Source organism: Leptospira ellinghausenii (genome assembly GCF_003114815.1).
Lineage (GTDB): Bacteria > Spirochaetota > Leptospiria > Leptospirales > Leptospiraceae > Leptospira_A > Leptospira_A ellinghausenii.
This window is the reverse complement of sequence record NZ_BFAZ01000009.1, coordinates 1711411-1730571: the sequence shown is the minus strand read 5'-3', so window position 1 is coordinate 1730571 and position 19161 is coordinate 1711411. Positions and strand designations below refer to the sequence as shown.

Annotated in this window: 19 protein-coding genes; 7 read left to right on the top strand and 12 right to left on the bottom strand. The window is 38.0% G+C overall.

The window, feature by feature from the left end; translation table 11 throughout:
• Nucleotides 1-38: 38 nt before the first annotated feature.
• The 4 genes from DI076_RS16670 to DI076_RS16650 all read right to left on the bottom strand — a co-directional run bounded on the left by DI076_RS16670 (nucleotide 39) and on the right by DI076_RS16650 (nucleotide 4587).
• Nucleotides 39-626, bottom strand: coding sequence for a DUF6962 family protein (locus DI076_RS16670; RefSeq protein WP_108960842.1), 588 nt, complete (start codon nucleotides 624-626; stop codon nucleotides 39-41).
• Between the two features lie 47 nt (nucleotides 627-673).
• A complete protein-coding gene (locus tag DI076_RS16665) occupies nucleotides 674-2485 on the bottom strand; it encodes a PAS domain S-box protein (RefSeq protein WP_369689774.1) in 1812 nt (603 codons plus the stop codon).
• Nucleotides 2486-2729: 244 nt separating this feature from the next.
• Nucleotides 2730-3203, bottom strand: coding sequence for a GNAT family N-acetyltransferase (locus tag DI076_RS16660; protein ID WP_108960841.1), 474 nt, complete (start codon nucleotides 3201-3203; stop codon nucleotides 2730-2732).
• A 217-nt stretch (nucleotides 3204-3420) separates the two neighbouring features.
• On the bottom strand, nucleotides 3421-4587 hold the full coding sequence (locus tag DI076_RS16650) for an acyl-CoA dehydrogenase family protein (protein ID WP_108960839.1): 1167 nt from the start codon (nucleotides 4585-4587) through the stop codon (nucleotides 3421-3423).
• A gap of 59 nt (nucleotides 4588-4646) precedes the next feature.
• On the opposite strand from DI076_RS16650, the gene DI076_RS16645 reads away from it, so the two are divergent.
• The 3 genes from DI076_RS16645 (at nucleotide 4647) to DI076_RS16635 (ending at nucleotide 7192) form a co-directional block, all read left to right on the top strand.
• On the top strand, nucleotides 4647-5717 hold the full coding sequence (locus tag DI076_RS16645; RefSeq protein ID WP_108960838.1) for an alpha/beta hydrolase: 1071 nt from the start codon (nucleotides 4647-4649) through the stop codon (nucleotides 5715-5717).
• 54 nt (nucleotides 5718-5771) lie between these two features.
• Nucleotides 5772-6476, top strand: coding sequence for an SDR family oxidoreductase (locus DI076_RS16640; RefSeq protein ID WP_108960837.1), 705 nt, complete (start codon nucleotides 5772-5774; stop codon nucleotides 6474-6476).
• Nucleotides 6477-6574: 98 nt separating this feature from the next.
• Entirely contained in the window at nucleotides 6575-7192 is a 618-nt protein-coding gene (locus tag DI076_RS16635; protein ID WP_108960836.1) for a YiiX family permuted papain-like enzyme, read from the top strand.
• Between the two features lie 99 nt (nucleotides 7193-7291).
• Here DI076_RS16635 and DI076_RS16630 read toward each other — a convergent pair whose 3' ends face one another.
• The 5 genes from DI076_RS16630 to DI076_RS16610 all read right to left on the bottom strand — a co-directional run bounded on the left by DI076_RS16630 (nucleotide 7292) and on the right by DI076_RS16610 (nucleotide 11586).
• The gene (locus tag DI076_RS16630; protein WP_108960835.1) at nucleotides 7292-7807 is read right to left on the bottom strand and encodes an SRPBCC family protein; all 516 of its coding nucleotides are present in this window, start codon (nucleotides 7805-7807) and stop codon (nucleotides 7292-7294) included.
• Entirely contained in the window at nucleotides 7804-8148 is a 345-nt protein-coding gene (locus tag DI076_RS16625; protein WP_108960834.1) for an ArsR/SmtB family transcription factor, read from the bottom strand. Before DI076_RS16625 ends, DI076_RS16630 begins: the two co-directional genes overlap by 4 nt.
• A gap of 154 nt (nucleotides 8149-8302) precedes the next feature.
• On the bottom strand, nucleotides 8303-9397 hold the full coding sequence (locus tag DI076_RS16620; protein WP_108960833.1) for a GAF domain-containing protein: 1095 nt from the start codon (nucleotides 9395-9397) through the stop codon (nucleotides 8303-8305).
• A 123-nt stretch (nucleotides 9398-9520) separates the two neighbouring features.
• Entirely contained in the window at nucleotides 9521-10423 is a 903-nt protein-coding gene (locus tag DI076_RS16615; protein ID WP_174705065.1) for an aldo/keto reductase, read from the bottom strand.
• Nucleotides 10423-11586 (bottom strand): LLM class flavin-dependent oxidoreductase, encoded by a 1164-nt coding sequence (locus DI076_RS16610; protein ID WP_108961034.1) that lies wholly within the window; start codon nucleotides 11584-11586, stop codon nucleotides 10423-10425. Before DI076_RS16610 ends, DI076_RS16615 begins: the two co-directional genes overlap by 1 nt.
• 109 nt (nucleotides 11587-11695) lie before the next feature.
• Between DI076_RS16610 and DI076_RS16605 the strand changes: the two genes are divergently transcribed.
• The 3 genes from DI076_RS16605 to DI076_RS16595 all read left to right on the top strand — a co-directional run bounded on the left by DI076_RS16605 (nucleotide 11696) and on the right by DI076_RS16595 (nucleotide 15339).
• Nucleotides 11696-13537, top strand: a complete 1842-nt coding sequence (locus tag DI076_RS16605) for an SLC5 family protein (protein WP_108960831.1) — start codon at nucleotides 11696-11698, stop codon at nucleotides 13535-13537.
• 94 nt (nucleotides 13538-13631) lie between these two features.
• Nucleotides 13632-14387 carry a rhomboid family intramembrane serine protease gene (locus DI076_RS16600; protein ID WP_108960830.1) on the top strand — a complete coding sequence of 252 codons (756 nt, stop codon included), beginning with the start codon at nucleotides 13632-13634 and terminating at the stop codon, nucleotides 14385-14387.
• Nucleotides 14388-14499: 112 nt separating this feature from the next.
• Nucleotides 14500-15339 carry a hypothetical protein gene (locus tag DI076_RS16595; protein ID WP_108960829.1) on the top strand — a complete coding sequence of 280 codons (840 nt, stop codon included), beginning with the start codon at nucleotides 14500-14502 and terminating at the stop codon, nucleotides 15337-15339.
• Between the two features lie 93 nt (nucleotides 15340-15432).
• Here DI076_RS16595 and DI076_RS16590 read toward each other — a convergent pair whose 3' ends face one another.
• The 3 genes from DI076_RS16590 to DI076_RS16580 form a co-directional block, all read right to left on the bottom strand.
• Entirely contained in the window at nucleotides 15433-16713 is a 1281-nt protein-coding gene (locus DI076_RS16590) for an adenylate/guanylate cyclase domain-containing protein (RefSeq protein ID WP_108960828.1), read from the bottom strand.
• 85 nt (nucleotides 16714-16798) lie between these two features.
• Nucleotides 16799-18010, bottom strand: coding sequence for an NADP-dependent isocitrate dehydrogenase (locus DI076_RS16585; RefSeq protein WP_108960827.1), 1212 nt, complete (start codon nucleotides 18008-18010; stop codon nucleotides 16799-16801).
• 46 nt (nucleotides 18011-18056) lie between these two features.
• Complete coding sequence (locus tag DI076_RS16580) at nucleotides 18057-18623, bottom strand: hypothetical protein (RefSeq protein WP_108960826.1); 567 nt, start codon at nucleotides 18621-18623, stop codon at nucleotides 18057-18059.
• On the opposite strand from DI076_RS16580, the gene DI076_RS16575 reads away from it, so the two are divergent.
• The gene (locus tag DI076_RS16575; RefSeq protein ID WP_245918486.1) at nucleotides 18607-19077 is read left to right on the top strand and encodes an LIC_13246 family protein; all 471 of its coding nucleotides are present in this window, start codon (nucleotides 18607-18609) and stop codon (nucleotides 19075-19077) included. The two genes, DI076_RS16580 and DI076_RS16575, sit on opposite strands and share 17 nt — an antisense overlap.
• Nucleotides 19078-19161: the final 84 nt, after the last annotated feature.

Below are 19161 nucleotides of genomic sequence, written 5' to 3'. Positions count from 1 at the left end.
CGTTTCAGAGTTACCTTACGGAAAGGATCAATATTGATCTAGCTTAATTTTCGAATTCCCTCGCCTAAACAATAATTCGCAATCGCAAGTAGGACGTGAAAGATATCAACATTCAGGAAAGGTCCTGATGTCCCCTTCGTACCAATCACTAAACCAGCCAAGATAAACAACACTACTCCCACGATGCCCATCATGGCAGCTTGGTTGTGCTTCGGAAAACGGATGATGGAACTGACAAGTACGATAAGCATCGCAATTCCGCCGACGACTGTCGAATAAATTGGTAGTGGAACCAAGTAAGCAAAGACCAAATACAAAACAAAAAGGATGGTGATGAGAAGGAAAAAAGTTTTTTCCGAAATGGAACGAAAGGAAAAATGAAAAAAAGCAAGACCAAGGAGTGGAACACCAAGACAACCAGATAGGCCTACAAAAAAACGATAGATAGGATCGAGAGTATTGATACCTAAAAAGTGAATGGACCCAAGCCCTGCTGATATTCCAATAATGGCAAACCCATACAATGCGGAACGAGATGGGATTGATGATTTACCAAAAAAACGATACGCTACGCTGAGCGAAACTAAGGACAAAAACAAATCGGATAAAAATGTGGAAAGAACCATGGTGACAGAATTAGAACCAAATTCACCAAAGTGGCAAGTGAAAATCCTTATGTTTTCGAATTAAATTCTGGAGGAATCACTTCCTGGGATTTTCTTACAATATCCCAAATGACCTCGTCAAGCTCATTAGCAGAATTTAATAAATAACCCAAACTCTTATCCTCTTCTTCTTTTGTCAAACTGCCAGTCCGAATGAGTTGGGTTAATCCCATAATCCTTGCCAGCGGGCTTCTAACCACATGTGACTGTGTCCATGCAATTGATTTTAGTTTTTGGTTTTGAGTTTTGATCGCTTCTAATTGTGTTTCTTTTTCGGTCACATCATGAAAATTGTCAACGATCCCACCGATCGATTCATCTGATAACATATTGGTAAGTGTTGATTCCACATACCTCCATGATCCATCTTTGTGTTTGGCACGAAAGGTTTCACTTGGCAAAGACCCTCCAAGAGGTAATGCTAATACATCAAATAATCTTTTTTTAAGTTTTGGCGAATCATCTGGATGAACAACATCAAACAAATTGAGACTTAACGCTTCTTTTTCCGTATAACCCATTACTTTTGTGATTGAAGGTGAAACATATTTTCCTTGGCCTCTTGGACTCAGGATCATGATGACATCGGCTCCATTTTCTACTAGAACACGGAACCTTTTTTCGTTTAGAATCAGCTCTTTGCTTTTCCGCATTAAACTGGAGATATCTTTTGAAAAACAAGCAAGACCTGTTATTTTTTCGTCAACGTTTCGAATCGGATTAAATGAAACTTCTCTATGTTCTTCTTCATGTGTGATTGGACTTATGAAATTTTCATAAGAAGTGAAGGATTCACCAGAGAGTCCTCTTTCATAGTATTCTTTCCATTTATAATAAAATTCTTCTCCAGCAGTTTTTACTAAGACTGAGTCTCCTTCCTTCGCGGGGTATTGTAGTAAAAAACTGAGAACATTTAAGAAGGATTGGTTTGCAGCCACCAAACAAAAGTTTGTATCAATAGACCAAATGAGATCAGAAGTTCCATTGATGAGTGCTTCTTGGTTTCGTTTGATCCGAATCAATTTTTCTTCGTTGATCACTTTTTCAGAGATATCACGAGTTAAACTTAATACGGAAATGATTTCGCCTTTTTGGTTTGTAAGTGGAACTGCCGTACTTTCCATCCAACGATGTGTTCCTTTCATACCAATGATCCGAAAACGAGCACTTGATTTAATTCCTTTTAAAGCATTTTCATGAATACTTTGGTAGTATCTAAGGTCAGATGGTTCAATTAATGCATCTACATTTTTTCCGATCGCATCTTCTGGACTATCTGCTTCAATCATATTGAGGCCTGCAGGGTTCATCTCAATGAGGATTCCATCTGGGGAAACAACCTTTACACACTCTGGTTCTGATTGTAGGATAGAACTGAGCCGTAATTCTTGTTGTTTGAGTTGTATGTATGATTCAATTCGGTCAGTGATGTCCTGAAAAATTCCCACAATTTGAATGGGATTACCAGAATCATCACGAACCAGTTCCGCTTGGCTGTGAATGTATCGAACGGTACCATTTTTTGTTACTAAGCGACATTCAAAATTATATGGAATTCCTTTCTTGATAACATCTTCCATATGTTGTTTTGCTTTTTCTCGATCGTCTGGATGGACAGAATTGTAACCTAATTCAAGTGAGACGGGCATGTCCACAGGATCCATTTCTAAAATAAGAAAAACACCTTCTGACCAATGGATGGTTTGATTGATAAAATCATATTCCCAATGACCAAGTTTCCCTAATGTTTCCATTTGGCGAAAGATTCGAAGGTAATGATCTTCTTTTCGCGATTTTTCGGGGAATGGGTCTTTTGGGATACTTGTCACTGTGATTACCAATCCAAATGGGACTTAGAGTTTCTAAGATAAGAAGTCTTAAGTCAGCCACTTTTTTAAGGATAACAGAATCAGAAATAGAATTTAGGAAAAAAAGTTCATAAGAAGGGTTTGTTTCTGCCAGGGATCTGGAGGGTTTAGTCCTTGGTGAGTGATAACGAACCAAGGACGGGAGCGGGAGCGCACCCCGTAAGAGCCCGCCCGGGCAGCCCAATCCTAAGCTGAGCTAAATTACAATTTTTTTCTCTAAACAAATCGCAGTTGGATCGGATATCCATTTTCCAAAGGAAGGGATTTCTTGAAATCCGAAGTTTTTGTATAGTGCCAGCGCTTCTGGTTGAGGGGAACCTGCTCGTAGGATCATGGATCGATAACCATCTAAGATTGCATTTTTTTGAAGTTCAACTAACAGAGACGTTGCGACTTTTGATTTTCTAAATTGAGGGAACACATATACTGCATCTAACTCACATTTAGTGTCGTCAAATTTCGTATAGGCGACTGAGCCCAGGACTTCTTTTTGATCCATCGATTCTGCGAGAAGAAACTTACCTTTGGGGGGTAAGAAGTCGTTGAAATCCATTGGGTTCGGAGCTTGAAAACCATATCGTTTTTGGATTTCTGTCCAGAGCTCATCTATACAATTTTGGGAATGGGGATCGGGGGAAGTGGCCCATCGGATTTGGAAATTATGATTCATGAATACCAAAAGATGAACTCTTTTCAAAAGAATTTTGCAAATTCAATTTTCAGGTGGCAGAAAATTTGTTTTGGGTGTAAAGGGAAGTCATTGGGTGGCGGGTGGACACACCCCACCCAATCAGGGCGGGGATACCTACATCCAAACCTGTACCACCTCAAAAAAAAAGCCTCCATCTCTGGAGGCTCCCTTTCGACCGAATTTCTTTTCAAGAATCTTAGTCTTTTTTCGAAGCTGCTTCTTTGATTACGTAAGCTGCAATTTCGTTCTTTTGGATTTGAGTTGTTCCTTCGAAGATCGTGAGGATTTTTGAGTCTCTCATTAACTTCTCAACAGGATACTCTTTTGTGTATCCGTATCCACCAAAAATTTGAACTGCATCAGTGGCACACTGAACAGCACACTCAGAAGCGTATGCTTTTGCAATCGCAGAGTATTTTGGAAGGTTTGGATCGTTTGCATCAGAAAGACGAGCTGCTTTATAAGTGATTTCTCTTGCAGTCTCTACTTTGATAGACATATCAGCTAACATGTGTTGCACTGCTTGGAAAGTTCCGATTTTAACACCGAACTGCTCTCTCTCACGAGCGTATCGTGCTGCGTGATCAAGTGCTGCTTGCGCTACACCCACACCCATTACCGCTACAAATGGACGAGAAGCATTCAAAGTTTGGAGTGCGTAAACGAAACCTAGGTTTTCTTTCCCTACTAATTGTTCTTCGCTCACTTCACAATCTTCAAAAATAACTTGGTGAGTAGAAGATGCACGGATTCCGAGTTTATCTTCTTTTTTACCTACAGTAAGACCTTTTGTATTACGTGGCACGTAGAAACAAGAGACTCCACGTGTTCCACGGTTTTTATCAGTATAAGCAAATACAGTAAACGCTTGGGCATCAGATGCACCAGTGATCCATTGTTTTGCACCGTTTATGACCCATTTGTCACCTTTTTTCTCGGCACGAGTGGTCATTCCTGGAACGTCAGATCCAGCACCTGGTTCTGATAAACAGAAAGAAACTCCGAACTTACCTTCAGCAATGTCTGGAAGCCATTTGAGTTTTTGTTCGTGAGTAGCACCTTTTAGGATAGGAAGGATTCCAAGACCTGTGTAAGCAAACCCTAGTGCGATTCCAAGGCATCCACGAGACAATTCCTCGATGGCCAAACACTGCTCAATGGCTCCAAGTCCCCATCCACCGTATTCTTCTGGAATCACTAGACCGTTGATTCCAAGTTCGGAACGCATTTTGTTGATGAGTTCAGTTGGGTGTTGGTTTTTTTCATCCCAGTGCAAGGCTACTTCATGCGGGATTTCTTTTTTGACGAAGTTACGAACTAAATCTCTGATTTCAAGTTGTTGCTCTGTGAATTGGCTATACATTCCGGGATGTTCCTTCTAAGAATGGGGTATTTACTACCTTTTTTCGTACGACCCTTCCTGTGCCAAGGGTTTTTCTCTCTTTACAAGAAAGCAATTACACTGTAAAATTTTCCATTTGTATGGCTAAATCGTGTTCTTTATTCCACAACCTGAGACAGATCACTTCTGTCCTCCTTATCACAGTAACCTTTGCAATTGTTTCTTGCTCAGGACGACCCAATTACCAATCGAAAGCAAACTTAAGTTATGCGAACTTTGAAGTATACTTCCAAGAAAAGTTGAACGAGAGTAAACGCAAAAACCATAGACCTGGAAACGAAGAACGTTATATCAGTTTTGGGAAAAAAACGCCTCTCGCATTTTTATACATCCATGGATTTGGTGCGTCACGTGCAGAAGGTGAAGATGTAATGGAAAAATTGGCAAAAAAGTATAAGGCCAATACTTACTTACTCAGGCTTCCTGGTCACGGAACAAACAAAGAAGACCAAAGAGATCAAAATTTTAATAACTACTTAGATGCTTCACGTGAAGCATTGTATATGATGCAATCACAAGGAGACAAAGTGGTTGTGTTTGGAAGTTCTATGGGTGGACTACTGGCGACATGGCTTGCATCTGAATACCCAGAAGAAGTGGATGGACTTGTGCTTGCCAATCCTTTTTATGCACCTGTGGATGGAAGTTTAAATATCCTTAACTATCCAGGTGGACTTAGTTTCATCCATTTACTCAAAGGAAAAGTAAGAGCTTCATCACATAACAATCCAAAAGTGCTTCCAGAACGAAACAACTATTGGTATCCGGAACAATACTTTGCTGCGCTTGTGGGAGTAAACGATCTCAAAAACTATGCAGCAGTTCCCGATGTATTTCGAAAGGTTACTTCCCCCGCATTATTATTGTATTATTACAAAAATGAAAAAGAACAAGATCCAACAGCAAGTGTTCCCAAAATGTTGGAAGGTTATGCCAACTTTGGCTTAGAAAAAACACCAAATCCTCTCAATAAAAAAGTCGCAGTCGAAAACGGAATGCATGTCCTTATGTCTAAATGGGTGATCACTGATAAAGTATTTATCGAATCACAAATAGATGTTTGGTTAAAAGAATTACTGAAAACAAAATAAGTTAGATAACCTTTTATAAAATAGATCACCGATCCAAATTCAAAGGAGTTTCCCATGAACCAGAGTAAAGAAAAAATTGCACTTGTGACAGGTGCCAACAGAGGGATTGGGAAACAAGTTTCCATTGATTTGGCAAAACAAGGGATTTATGTTCTCATTGCTTCCAGAAATGTTTCTGATGCAGAAGATACTTTAAAACAAGTAAAGTCGGTGGGTAAAGGAGAGATCATCTCTCTCGATGTTTCCAAAGAACAGAGTATCAATGAAGTTTACGATATCATCACTGGGAGTTTTGGTCGTCTGGATATTTTAGTTAACAATGCTGGAATATTTACAGACCCAGGTTCTTTTTTTGAAACCACTTCGGAAGACTTACACCGCACCTTAATGGTAAATCTATTTGGACCATTTCGTTTGATCCAAGTTTTTTTACCGATGATGGTCCAAAACAACTATGGTCGTATAGTCAATGTTAGCTCCGGGATGGGGCAACTTTCCGATATGGGTGGCGGTTATCCAGCGTATCGGATTTCCAAAACGGCCATCAATGCTTTGACAAACCTTTCCAGTACAGAAGGTGTTGGAAAAAATATCAAAATCAATTCCGTATGCCCTGGTTGGGTGAAAACCGATATGGGTGGAACAAATGCAACAAGGTCAGTGGAAAAAGGTGCTGAAACCATAGTATGGGCAGCAACTCTTCCTGATAACGGTCCAACAGGGAAATTCTTTCGGGACAAAAAGGAGATCCCTTGGTAGGCGAATCACTTCTTTTCAAATGATTGCCAGACTTTCATTTGAAAACAAAAATTGAATTCTAGTTTGAATCGATTCATATCAATAATAAGGACTTTTAAATGAATTTGAAACTTAGTTATGTATTGATTCTTTTTATCTCTTTTACACACATCGTTGCAAAACCAATTGAAATTTCCAAATTAGAAGAAGGAGATATCATCTTTCATGAATCCAAATCAGAACAAGCAACTGCCATCAAACTGGCAACGAAATCAAGATACACCCACGTAGGTATCATTTTCAAGTATGGAAATAATTTTAAAGTATTAGAAGCTGTTGAACCTGTCAAAATCACTGACCTGCAAAAATTCATCCAAAGAGGAACAAACCACCATTATGTGATCAAACGTATCCGTAATGCAAGCTCAACACTGACAGCGGAGACCATTCAAAAAATGAAAGAATATGGTAGATTCTTTGTTGGGAAACATTATGATCTCTACTTTGAGTGGTCAGATGATCGGATTTATTGTACGGAACTGGTTTGGAAACTGTATGAGAAGTATACAGGCTTAAAACTTGGAGAGCTAAAAACGTTACGAGACTTTGATTTATCTTCTAAACAGGTTCAAACTCTTATGAAAAAAAGATATGGGAAAAGCATTCCTTATGCAGAACCTGTTATCTCCTCAGTTGATATGTTCCAATCAAAGGAATTGGTCACCGTGATGGAGTGATACCATTTCAATAATCCATTCTCATTCTTTTGATTGATGATAAATTTTACAAAACAAGGCTTTCCGAATGCCTTGTTTTTCAGTAATAACCTAGAGTAGCTAACCCATTTCACCAAGCAATCGATCTAGTTCCAAATAACATTCCGCCATCCCATCTGCTGCACCCGACTCAACCATCATCTTACAAATATCAGGTGAAGCGTACCGACATAGATGTGTCATAAGAGTCCGTTTTCCTTCTGTTGTGAATGTGCGTGATTCAAATGTTGCATTTGGATCTTCGGGAGCATTTGCATCGAATGTTTCCATGTCCATAATGTAATTTTCTGTGTTGGAGAGTGTTTCTGGAACAACAACTTCGCGAAAAGTTCCATACACACCTGATTTATTTCCCTTCTCATCTGCATACAAGTAAAGGTATTTCCCACCAACTCGTAGGTCTTGTTCACAAGTATCGAGGACCATACCTTCTGGTCCAATGAGCCATCTTCTCATTAACTCAGGTTTGGTGTGACAATCAAAAACCAATTCTCTCGGTGCATCGAAATACCTTTGAAACACAACCTCAGTGTCACCTTTCCGAATCATCTTCACTACATTTTGTTTTGAATTCATTTTTTTCTCACCCCTTTCGGTTGTATGTTTTGTAGTTCTTCCAATAACCCATCGAGAGCCTGGTATCGTTTTTCCCATATCTGGCGGTATTTTTCCATCCAATCCACAGCTTCTTTGAGAGGAGCAGTTTGTAACCTACGTGGCCTTTCCTGAGCCCTTCTTGTTGTTGTAATGAGTCCAGCTTCTTCTAATATCTTTAGGTGTTTCGAAATGGCTGGTTGGCTCATTTGAAACGGTTTCGTGAGTTCCATCACCGTTAGGTCTTTTTTTGCCAGATGCATTAAAATGGCCCTTCTTGTGGGGTCAGCCAGTGCGGAAAATGTTGCGTCCAGAGTTTGCATATCTAATTGGTTATATATCTAATTGGTTATATATCTAATTGGTTATATATCTATTTGGTTATATAAAGATTAAATGTCAAACTCATTTTTATAAGGAAAATGAGCTTGAGAAAGTTAAGCTGTTTTTTTAGAATCAGGGCTTCTTGAATTTAGTTTATGGATTCTGAATTTTTTCATCTAAATGATAAAATTTAGAAAAAGCTGGAATCTTATTCTTTTCTATGGAATTTGCAAGTCCGATTCCCATTAATTCAAATACCCTTTGAATGATTTCAGATGAATGAATGTTCTGGTCACCAAATCCATAAAAACCAATCAATCCAATTGTTTGGTTATGAACCTGTAGGGGCAATTCCATTAGGCATGAAACTCCAAGTAAAACCAAATGTTCTTGTACTGATGTAGAAGTTTCTACTGAGAAATTTTTGATTATCTTGGCGTTACCCGATGAATGAATGTTGGGAAGATTGAATTGAACTTTTGAAAATCTTTGCCCTTCGTAGATTCCGTGTATATTCCCCTCTACGAAACTATACTCCCAACCATCCCCTATTTTTGTTGCAATCACCCCTAAGGGTAATCCAAATAGTTTAGTACCAGTCTGTAAATAATTCCGACAAATTTTAACAATATCATCTTTTTGATTGGAAAGTAATCGGTATAATTCGCCAAGAGATTGTTTCACAAAGGCCGAAGTATTTAATGATTCTGAAATTATTTTTTCATTCTTGTATCGAATTAATTCTAAACTCAATTTATCTGCAAGTACATCAATCAGCTTTAAATTCTTAAATTTATGTTTAAATTTATTTTCAGCAACCATCCCGATGACTCCAATCACTGTACCGATATCCGATCGAATTGGGTATCCCAAATAGATTGCAGATGAATTATTAACCTTGCTTATACGAAGAGATCTATAAAGCGAATCATCTTCCAATAGATTGACTTCAAATATCATATTTGAATCGATCACATTCGAACAAGGGAGATTTGACTTAGATATTGTTTTTGGAAAAAGAAAATCTTTTGAACCGTCGAAAGCAAGTAAGTGAAAGGTTTGTGTATCTGGTTGGTATTCTAAAATCCAAGTCGCAAAAATTTCTGGAATTTTGGCTATTGTTTGGACAGTTTGTTCCCAAATCTCTTCCCTATGCTGAGAGTTACTATGAAAATGTAAGTCATCCGTAAGGTCCGCATTAAATGAACCACCAGTGAAATATTGGTTAGGAGTTAATTCAGAAAGCATAAAATGTCCCTCTATTGCCAACTCCAACAAAACAATTCTGTCCGACCATTACCAAACTAGATATAATAGGTGTTTTGTTTCCTAAATCATCCAATATATTTCCCAATCGTTGAATCCAATGGTTTAAGCGACTTCCTTACCTCGTGCCACTTCTAAAATGGAAAACCACTCAACTCTTTTGAGAGGATAAGAAAAACAGTTTGCTGCCGACTCAATTCGTTCCAAATCATTGGTACCTAAAATGGGAACCAGTCCTGCAGGGTGATTCAGAAACCAAGAATAAAGAATTTGATCAACACTTGCTCCATATCTTTTTGCGATCTCAAGTAATTTCTGAGAGGTTTTGATTTCCGTCTCCGTTTTCGGTGAGAATACCTTTCCACCAGCGGTAGGAGACCATACCATAGGATGGATACCAGATTCGATCATTTGGTCAAAGGTTCCATCAAACATAGGTTCGGTGTGATATAAATGAAACTCCACCTGGTTTGTGAAAAGAGGGCGTTTGCATTTCGATTGGACCATTCGGAATTGTGACGGAGTAAAATTGGAGACTCCAAAATGTTTGACCTTACCTTCCAGAGCCAGAGAATCAAAAACCTCTGCCATTTCAGTTGGATCCATGAGTGGGTCGGGTCTGTGAATGAGTAGTACATCCAAAGAATCCACTTGCAGTTTGCGCAAAGATCGTTCCACCGAATACCGTAAATGTTCTTTCGATGTATTATAATGTTTTGTTGGATATTTGGCACCTGGAACTTGTATCCCACACTTTGTGATGATTTTGATTTTGTTTTTTAAGTTTGGGTATTTTTTTAGGACCTTTCCAAAATGTTCTTCATTTTCAAAATCTCCATAAATATCTGCATGGTCGAATGTATCGATCCCAAGTTCCAAACATAAATTGATTTTTTCATAAATTCGATCTTCACCAAATCCATGTTTGTCTTCATGTAACCTCCAAATCCCATACACCAAACGAGAAATGGATAAATTATGTTTGGGAAAATGAATTTGTGGAACCATTATTTTCTTTCTCCTATTGTCAGAGGTGTGACAGGAATACCTTGGGGTTTCCTTCCTTGTGCCTCTGCAAAATTCACTGTTTTTAATTTTGGTAACACTTTGTTTGCGAATAGTTTTGATTCCTCAATGAGTGGATAACCAGAAAAAATAAATGCGCGGATTCCCATTTTGATGTACCTTTGGATTTTTTCATACACTTGTTCAGGTGTTCCCACAATCGCAGAACCACAACCAGATCGTGCAAGTCCTATCCCTGACCAAATCATAGGTTCGATGAACAAATCAGAATCTGCAGACTTACGTAATTCATCTTGGCGTAAAACACCTGCGGAATTAGAATCCAGTGCTCTATGTTTGATATCATTTGCTCTCTCGATATCTATTTTTGATAACAAACGTTTTGCGGCGTCTTTTGCTTCCTTTTCAGTGTCCCTCACAATCAAATGGATCCGTAGACCAAAATCGATTTTGCGCCCAAAACTAACTGCACGCTCACTTAAGTCTTTCATTGTGTCAGCGAGTTTTTCTTCCGTTTCAGGCCACATCAAAAACACATCACAAAACTCAGCACATAACGCTCGTGCATCTTCTGAAATCCCACCAAAGTAAAGTAAGGGTCCACCATTTGTTTGGTATGACTTCACTGGATCTGCTGTTAAATCCAATTGGTAATGTTTTCCCTTAAAGTTGATGTGATCCCGTGTCCAACCTTGTTGTAAGATTTGGATCACTTCCTTTGAGATTTCATATCTCGTTTTGGAATCGCGGACAGTGCCAGGTAAGTCAGAAGAGATGATATTGATGTTGAGCCTTCCTTTTAGCATATGGTCCAAAGTGGAAAGGGTTCTTGCAAGCATGGGAGGATGAATTTCACCACACCGAATCGCCGTTAGGAGGGAAATTTGTTTTGTAAACTGAGATGCTGCAGCAGCAAATGTTAAAGTATCTTGTCCAGTTTGGTAAGAGGAAGGTAATAGAATATTTTGATATCCCAAATCATCTGCTATGCGGATGATGTCGGCACAATGTTCGAAACTCGAACGTAAGTTCCCATCAGGAACTCCTAAAAATTCATAATCTCCATTGCATAGGTCACAAAACCAGGCAACTTCCACAGACGTGTCTTCGGATCGAATGGCGGGTGCTTTGGGAATCGGATTCATTGTTGCCAATAGAAACCGAGATACCAAGAAACGACAAGAGGGATTTCAAAAAATCTATCGCTTGCATTATTTTTAGAAAAAATCGATTCTGGAGGTTCCATTCCTGACAATGATCACAACAATTGATATCCTTTTCTTTGGGTTTACCTTCCTACTTGTGCTTGGGATTGGAATGGTTGCAGGTAGAAAAGAATCCTCATCAAAGGACTATTTTCTTGGAGGAAGAAGCCTTCCCTGGTGGGGGATTGCGGGTTCTCTCTTTGGCACGAATATTTCGGCAAACCATTTAGTAGGAATGCTCGGCATAGGTTTTTCAGTGGGGTTTGCACAAAGCCATTATGAATTCGGATCCATCCCAGCAATTGTACTTTTGGCATTTGTATTTTTACCCCTATTCCGAAGAAAAAAGTTTTTTACTCTCTCCCAATTTTTACAGGAAAAGTTTGGAAAAGAAACAGCAAAAATCTACTCCGCTATCTCGCTGATTCTCATTACCATCCAACTGACTGGTGCTTTGTACATCGGAGCCCGCAGTTTTTTACCATTTTTGCAAAACCTTGGTATGTCGGTTACCTACACTGAACTTGTCATTTGGATTGCATTTACCTCTACTATCTACACTTGGTTTGGTGGATTAAAATCGGTAGTATACACAGATGTGATCCAAACCTTTTTAATTTTAGCTTCGGGACTTGTACTCGCCTATCTTTCGATTACAAGACCCGAAGTTGGTGGGTTACTAGAACTTTTTGCAAAAGAAGAAAGTAGGATGGACGGACTGAGTAAAATGAATTTATACTTACCTCCAAACCACCCTACACTTCCTTGGACCGGAGCACTGAGCGGACTATTTTTATTACATACATTTTATTGGAATACAAATCAATACGTCGTACAAAGGACATTAGGTGGAAAATCGCTGAGAGAAGCGCGTTATGGGATTTTAGTGGGTGGACTATTAAAGCTCACAGTCCCTTTTTTTTCGATCTTAACCGGGATTGCTGCGTATCAAATTTGGTCTTCCCTTGGGGAAACGACAAATATAGCTCCTGATGAAGCTTTTTCCAAATTAGTCGTATTAGTTGTTCCGGTTGGTTACGGACTCATCGGAGTCATCCTGGCAGGATTATTGGGAGCTATCTTTTCAAGTATTGATTCCATGTTACATTCAGCGGCTACATTATTCACAATTGATTTTTACAAACCACTCTTTGAAAAAAAAGGGGGATCACTTTCTGATGAGAGGCAAATGAAATCAGGGAGAATTTTTCTCTTGTTATTTTCTTTTTTGGTAACAGTGTTTGCAAACGTTCTCATTGACCCAAATTCAAAGAAAAATTTCTTTATTGAGTTATCCAATCAAAGTTCTCACTTCACACCTGCTCTACTTGTTGTTTTTTTATTCGGAATTTTTAATGTTAAAATCAATGCCAAAGCCATCTGCGGGACAATCCTTCTCACTCCTTTCCTTTCCCTTTTAAGTCCTTACTTATACACAAACTATGCACCAGACTTCATTAAACTCACATTTGGCGAAGAATTAAATTTTTTACACCGAGTCTTTCTGATCTTTCACTTTGCCTTTTTTGTACTAGTTATAGCCGCATTCCTTCAATACAAAGAGAATCCTAAAGACAATTCACTCCAAGGACTGATTCAGTTCAATCCATTCAACCAAAACCCAAAAAAACAAAATCAGCATTTCTTTTTGATTTGTCTTTCCCTCTTTGCCATCCTATTTTTTCTCATTATTTTTTTACGTGTCCAATGCCCAAATTCAAAATTCCTAATTGCGGTATTTGGATTTTTACTATTTATCCTCTTTTCTTTAATACTTACCTATCGCAAAAAATCAACGAAACAAACCTTTATTTCTGTATTTCGCAAACGAGATGAATGGTTGTATGGGATTTTATTAGGTTTCACATTCTTCTTTTATTTATGGTTCTAAAAATTAGAAAACACAATCTAACAGCTGCAAGTAAAAAGGAATTGCCAAACGAAACAAAGAAGATTTCATTAGGAATGGAGACTCATCATTCACAATGTTTGTATTTGAAAAAGCAAATCAGAAATTTCGATTCCCAATTATCACTTTCTGCTTAATCGTCATCACTCTATGCACTCAGTTTTTAGATTCAAATAACACATATGCGTTTACTCCCCAAAAAGAATTTGGGTTTAGTTTATTCTCTTCTTTCTTTTTTAACTCTTCTTTCGTGGAATGGACAACAAATGCCATCTACTTGTACATGTTTGCTGACAATATTGAAGATGTAATCGGCCCTCTCAAGTTTTTCTTTTTATTTATGTTCTTTGGAATCCTTACAAATCTCACTTATTTTTTATTCCACATGAACTCCATCGTACCTGTAGTGGGAACTTCTGGTGTGATTTCAGGCTTTTTAGGAATGTATTTTGTCTTTTTTCCCAAAGTAAAAAGTACAATGGTATTTGAAAAAATAGCATTCAAAGATGTACCGATTTACTTTAGTTTGAGCATCTGGATTCTCATCCAAGGATACTTGTATTTTGTAGAACTTCATAGTGAAATCCGAAGTACCTATGCAGGCCAAGTAGTGGCATTTTTCATTGGAATGATCCTTGCGAATGGATTTGTCCACCATAAGTATCTGGATAGACTGGAACATAATTTACGATTATCTACATTCCAAAATAAAACAGTCCTATGTCCTTCTTGTAACCACCCGATCCCTGCCAAAAAATATGGGAGATTCCATTGTAACGTTTGCCAAACCAATTTTTTCTTTGATCGAAAAGGAAAAAAATTCCTTCCATAACTATAAAAAATCGAATACACCACTCAGATTTCTTGTTCCAGCAATTTTTTTACATCGACAAGTACTTAGTGTTTCATTAAAATTCTCCCTTACCATTCCTGGAGACTAAAGAATGAAACGACTCGCAACTTTGTTACTCTTATCGATTTTAAGCTTACAACCAATTTTATCGGAAGACAAACCTGTTCCACCAAGTCCACCTAAAGAAGGTTATTATATTATTACTTATAAAAATTACTCCGTAAATTTAGAAATACAAGTGAATGGATATAATGTACGGAGTGATTTCTCAAATGAAGATTCATCAGGACAAGCTGATATTAACTATTGGATCTTACCTAGCGATAATAAAATTAAAATCCGATTCTCAGAACGAAAACAAAATAAAAAACAATCTTCAGGATTACCAAGTGAAGCTGAAGTAAAACTCATCATTGGTCAGAAAGGTCAATTCCCAGATGAAGGTGTTTTACTAGAAAAAGTCGAACACAACCAATCAAATCCAAAACAAATGGGCTTATGGATCGAAATTCCGTTTCAACCCCCCTTCTCTCCACCAAGTGAGTTGTGGAAACAAGCAGAAACATTGAGTCTATCAAAAGAATTGGAGGATTCTGCTATCTCATTCTTAAAAGATTTCACCAAAGTTCTCAATACAAAGGATGCAAAAAAGATTTTGTCTGCGACTTCCTTTCGAGCAAAAGATACATCGGAAGTAAGATACTATCCTTATGATGAAGCTGATGAATTAAAATCAATCCAAGGAATGATAAAATCGATCGGGTCCACATGGAAACTCAATCCTTCAGAAATTCAGTTTAAATTACTCTGTAACAATCAAATTCTTGAAATTACAAATAAAAAGGGAGATCCGATTATCGTTTCTAAAAAAGGTGCAGCAATTCCAGTCTATTTAAGCCGGATTGCGGGGAAATGGGTCATTGTTCGTTAGAACCTTTATTCCATGAATGATAAATGACTTAAAATAAGGACCAATCCACAAAATACGATCAAGGGAGAAATTAATTTCTCCCTCAGCTTAAGATTAGTTTGATTCACGAACTGATTTTTTCTTCTCCGAAATCGCATAGATTTTTTTTGGAGAGCTAATTCCTTTCAATTTATGTTCGCCTAATTCTTCCCACCGAACTGGAATTTGTTTCGCTAAGTTTTCGGAGGCAAGAACTGCTTTTCCTAACTCACCACACATTCCAGCTATTCGACTCGTCAAATTAACAGCTTCTCCTATCACAGTAAAATCCAAACGGTCCATAGATCCGATATTCCCATACAATATTTCACCAGAATGCAAACCTACACCGTGATGGATTGAAATTTTACCTTCTTTTTCTCTTTCTTGGTTTAATTGGGCCAACAGTTCACCTAACTTACGTACAGCGAGTAAAACTTTTTTACCTACAACCAATTTGTTTTTCCCGTTGTATGGGAATACAGCAAGGACACCGTCCCCTAACAACTTCAAAACTTCTCCCCCAAATCTTTCAATTTGAGGAATCGCAACACCAAAATAATCATTTAATAACTTGATAACTTCTTCAGGTGGAAGGGTTTCACTTATGCCAGAATAATTTCGAATATCTGAAAACCAAATTACTGATTGGATATTCTCCAACTCACCTAAATAAATTTTGCCAGAGTATACTGTTGAACCAGTTCTTTTCCCCAAATAAATACTGAGTAAGGATTCTGTGAGTTCTGATTGGATAAATGTCCACCACTTCAACGCAATCAGGTTTAATGATTTTGTTAAAAAATCCACTTCTCTTTCATCAAATCCATTCGGTTTTTTCGTTAATAAACTTAAAAATGCATAACTATTCCCTTTTTGGATGACAGGTACTGCCAAATACCCAGTTCCACCTAAAGGTGCTAATTCTTCCAATATGGGATAAGGGTAATCGCCTTTATTCTCAGAATCAAACTGATAATAATATGTTTTTTTGGCAGTTAAAACATAATGTATAGGACTTGCAGTAAATTGCGAAGACTGTATAGAACCTAATCTAAATTTGGTGACCCGAATGGAAGAATCTGGAAATTCGTAAAGTAAACTTGAATGGAATAATGAATTCACCTGAACATCAAATAGTTCTTTTTGAGAATTTGGTGCCCAAAGATAAGCTAACGTCTCTACTTGGGGGTGTAAAGTTTTTGTTCCCATATTCCCTCTCATGATATCAAAACCTAAAGATTGTAAGTATTGAATATACGAATGGAATAAAACAGCTGGAGAATCAATTTTGGGAAGTTCTACCAAATACCAATCCATAAAACTATCGAGTAAAGACTTAGATTCGTTTGTCATGGAATGTTTATTGGATAAGGAAAAAGAAAGAAGGCAAGAAAATAAAGAAATTCACCCTGCCAAATGACAGGGTGAATCATATTGTTTATTTGAGTTTAGCATCCAAACGTTTTTGTACAGCTTCCATGAATTGGAAAGTATCCAATTCTGTTTTCTTTGCTGCTGTTGAAAGGGAAAGTAGATCTTTTGTCATTTCTCCGCCTTCAATTGTTTCGATGATAGCTTCTTCTAACTTATGAGCAAAATTCACTACATCAGGAGTTCCGTCTAGTTCTCCACGTTTTGCAATGGCACCAGTCCAAGCAAAAATAGATGCTACTGAGTTTGTAGAAGTAGTTTCCCCTTTTTGGTACTTACGGTAGTGACGTGTCACAGTTCCGTGAGCTGCTTCATATTCGTATTTTCCATCTGGAGATACAAGAACAGAAGTCATAAGTCCAAGAGAACCAAAACCAGAAGCAACCATATCACTCATCACGTCGCCGTCATAGTTCATGAGAGCCCAAAGTTGACCACCTTCGTTTTTCATGATTTGTGCAACCGCATCATCAATGAGGTAATAGCTGTAAGTGATACCTGCAGCTTTCATTGCCGATTCTTGTTCTTTTGCCATTGTATCAAAAATATCACGGAATCGAGCATGGTATTTTTTTGAAATGGTATCTTTTGTCGCAAACCAGATGCTGATTTTTTCAGACAACGCATATGTGAAACATGCTTTTGCAAAAGACTTAATAGACTCATCCAAGTTATGCATCGCAAGCGCAACACCTGCACCTTTAAATTCATTTACTAGCAGTCTTTGTTTTTCTTTTCCAGATGCGTCTGTATAAACGAGTTCTACTTTTCCTGGACCATCTACAAGAATCTCTACGTCACGATAGATGTCACCGTATGCATGGCGACCAATCGCAATTGGTTTTTTCCAAGAATTAACTGCCGCTGGAATGTTTTTGATAATGATTGGTTTACGAAATACAGTTCCATCTAAAATCGCACGAATTGTTCCGTTAGGTGATTTCCACTCTTGTTTTAAATTGTATTCTTTTACCCGGTCAGCATTTGGAGTGATTGTCGCACACTTCACACCAACACCGTGTTTTTTGATCGCATTAGCAGAATCAACAGTTACTTGGTCATCCGTTTTATCGCGATATTCTACACCGAGATCATAATACTCTAATGTAATATCTAAGTAAGGGTGAATGAAACGATCTTTGATTTCTTTCCAGATGATTCTTGTCATTTCATCGCCGTCTAACTCGACTAACGGTGTTTTTACTTTAATTTTTCCCATTGATTTCTCCTAAACTCATACTATTTTAACTTTAAAATTATAAGACTTAATTGGAACTTCCCATATAACGATTCCAAATATAATGACAGAACTCTGTCGAATTATTAATCGCTCCTGAAATGGTATGGATTCCAGTGAAGGATGTATATCTTTTTCTATATGCGTCCGATTCGGAAACAAGAGAAAGTTTCGCTTCTAATTGGAGTAAAACTTCTTTCCAGGATTCACAATGTTCGGAGATAAAGGGATCATTTGCATTGATTTTTAATTGGTTGGCTTCCGAAATGTGAATTTCCCAAAAATGAGTTGGGAATGCAGGAGGAGTATAACGATCGCGAATGGTTTCCAAATCTTTTTCGATTTCCTGGTCTTTGAAACTATGGAAAAAGAAAAAACTACTGAGTTTGAGTGAGATGGGCAAATAAAACCGAAACGTTTTATCATAGGATACCATTTGGTGCAAAACCCAAAGGGGTGATTTTCCGGTTTTCCCTTTTTCTTGGAAGGATTTGGCATCCATTTTAGCCAATTCATCAAAACAGTATTGGGCGAACCGAAGTTTCTCTTTCCAGAATATTTCTAAGATCTCCGTGACCATGTCTGTTTCGTTCATCTTGGATAGGGGAAAGTATTTTTCAAGTGAGAATCCTTTTTTAAGAACCAAGTCACTCTCTCGTTTACCTCCCTTTGGTATGAATGACAATGATTTATCCTGGCATGAATTGGTTTCGAAAAAAGAGGAGTTTTTACACATCCTAAGGATTTTAAACCATTATTACGAAATGAGGGGGGAAACCAAATCCAAACAATTTGGTTTTAGGCGCCTTCTTGCCGATTCTGATCCAAACTCAGTCCAAATCTTTTTTGCGAAGATCGGCACGTTTGAATACCAGGTAGCTTGCCGCATTTTACCCAATGAGGAAACAGAAACTTGGATCCATGTGGATGGCATTGCCGAGGAAAGAGAGCGCCTACGAGAAATTGGAAATACAGAACACCCTGTGTTCTCTTTAGTGTGTTTGGGTGATCTCTTTTCGATCTCCGTTCCGACTCTTTTGTGCATTTAAAGGAAATCCCCAAGAAAAACCTTGCTTCTTTTTTCAGGTCCTTTTAGTCTTTGGCGGTGCGATGGAAGAGTAACATTGGTAACC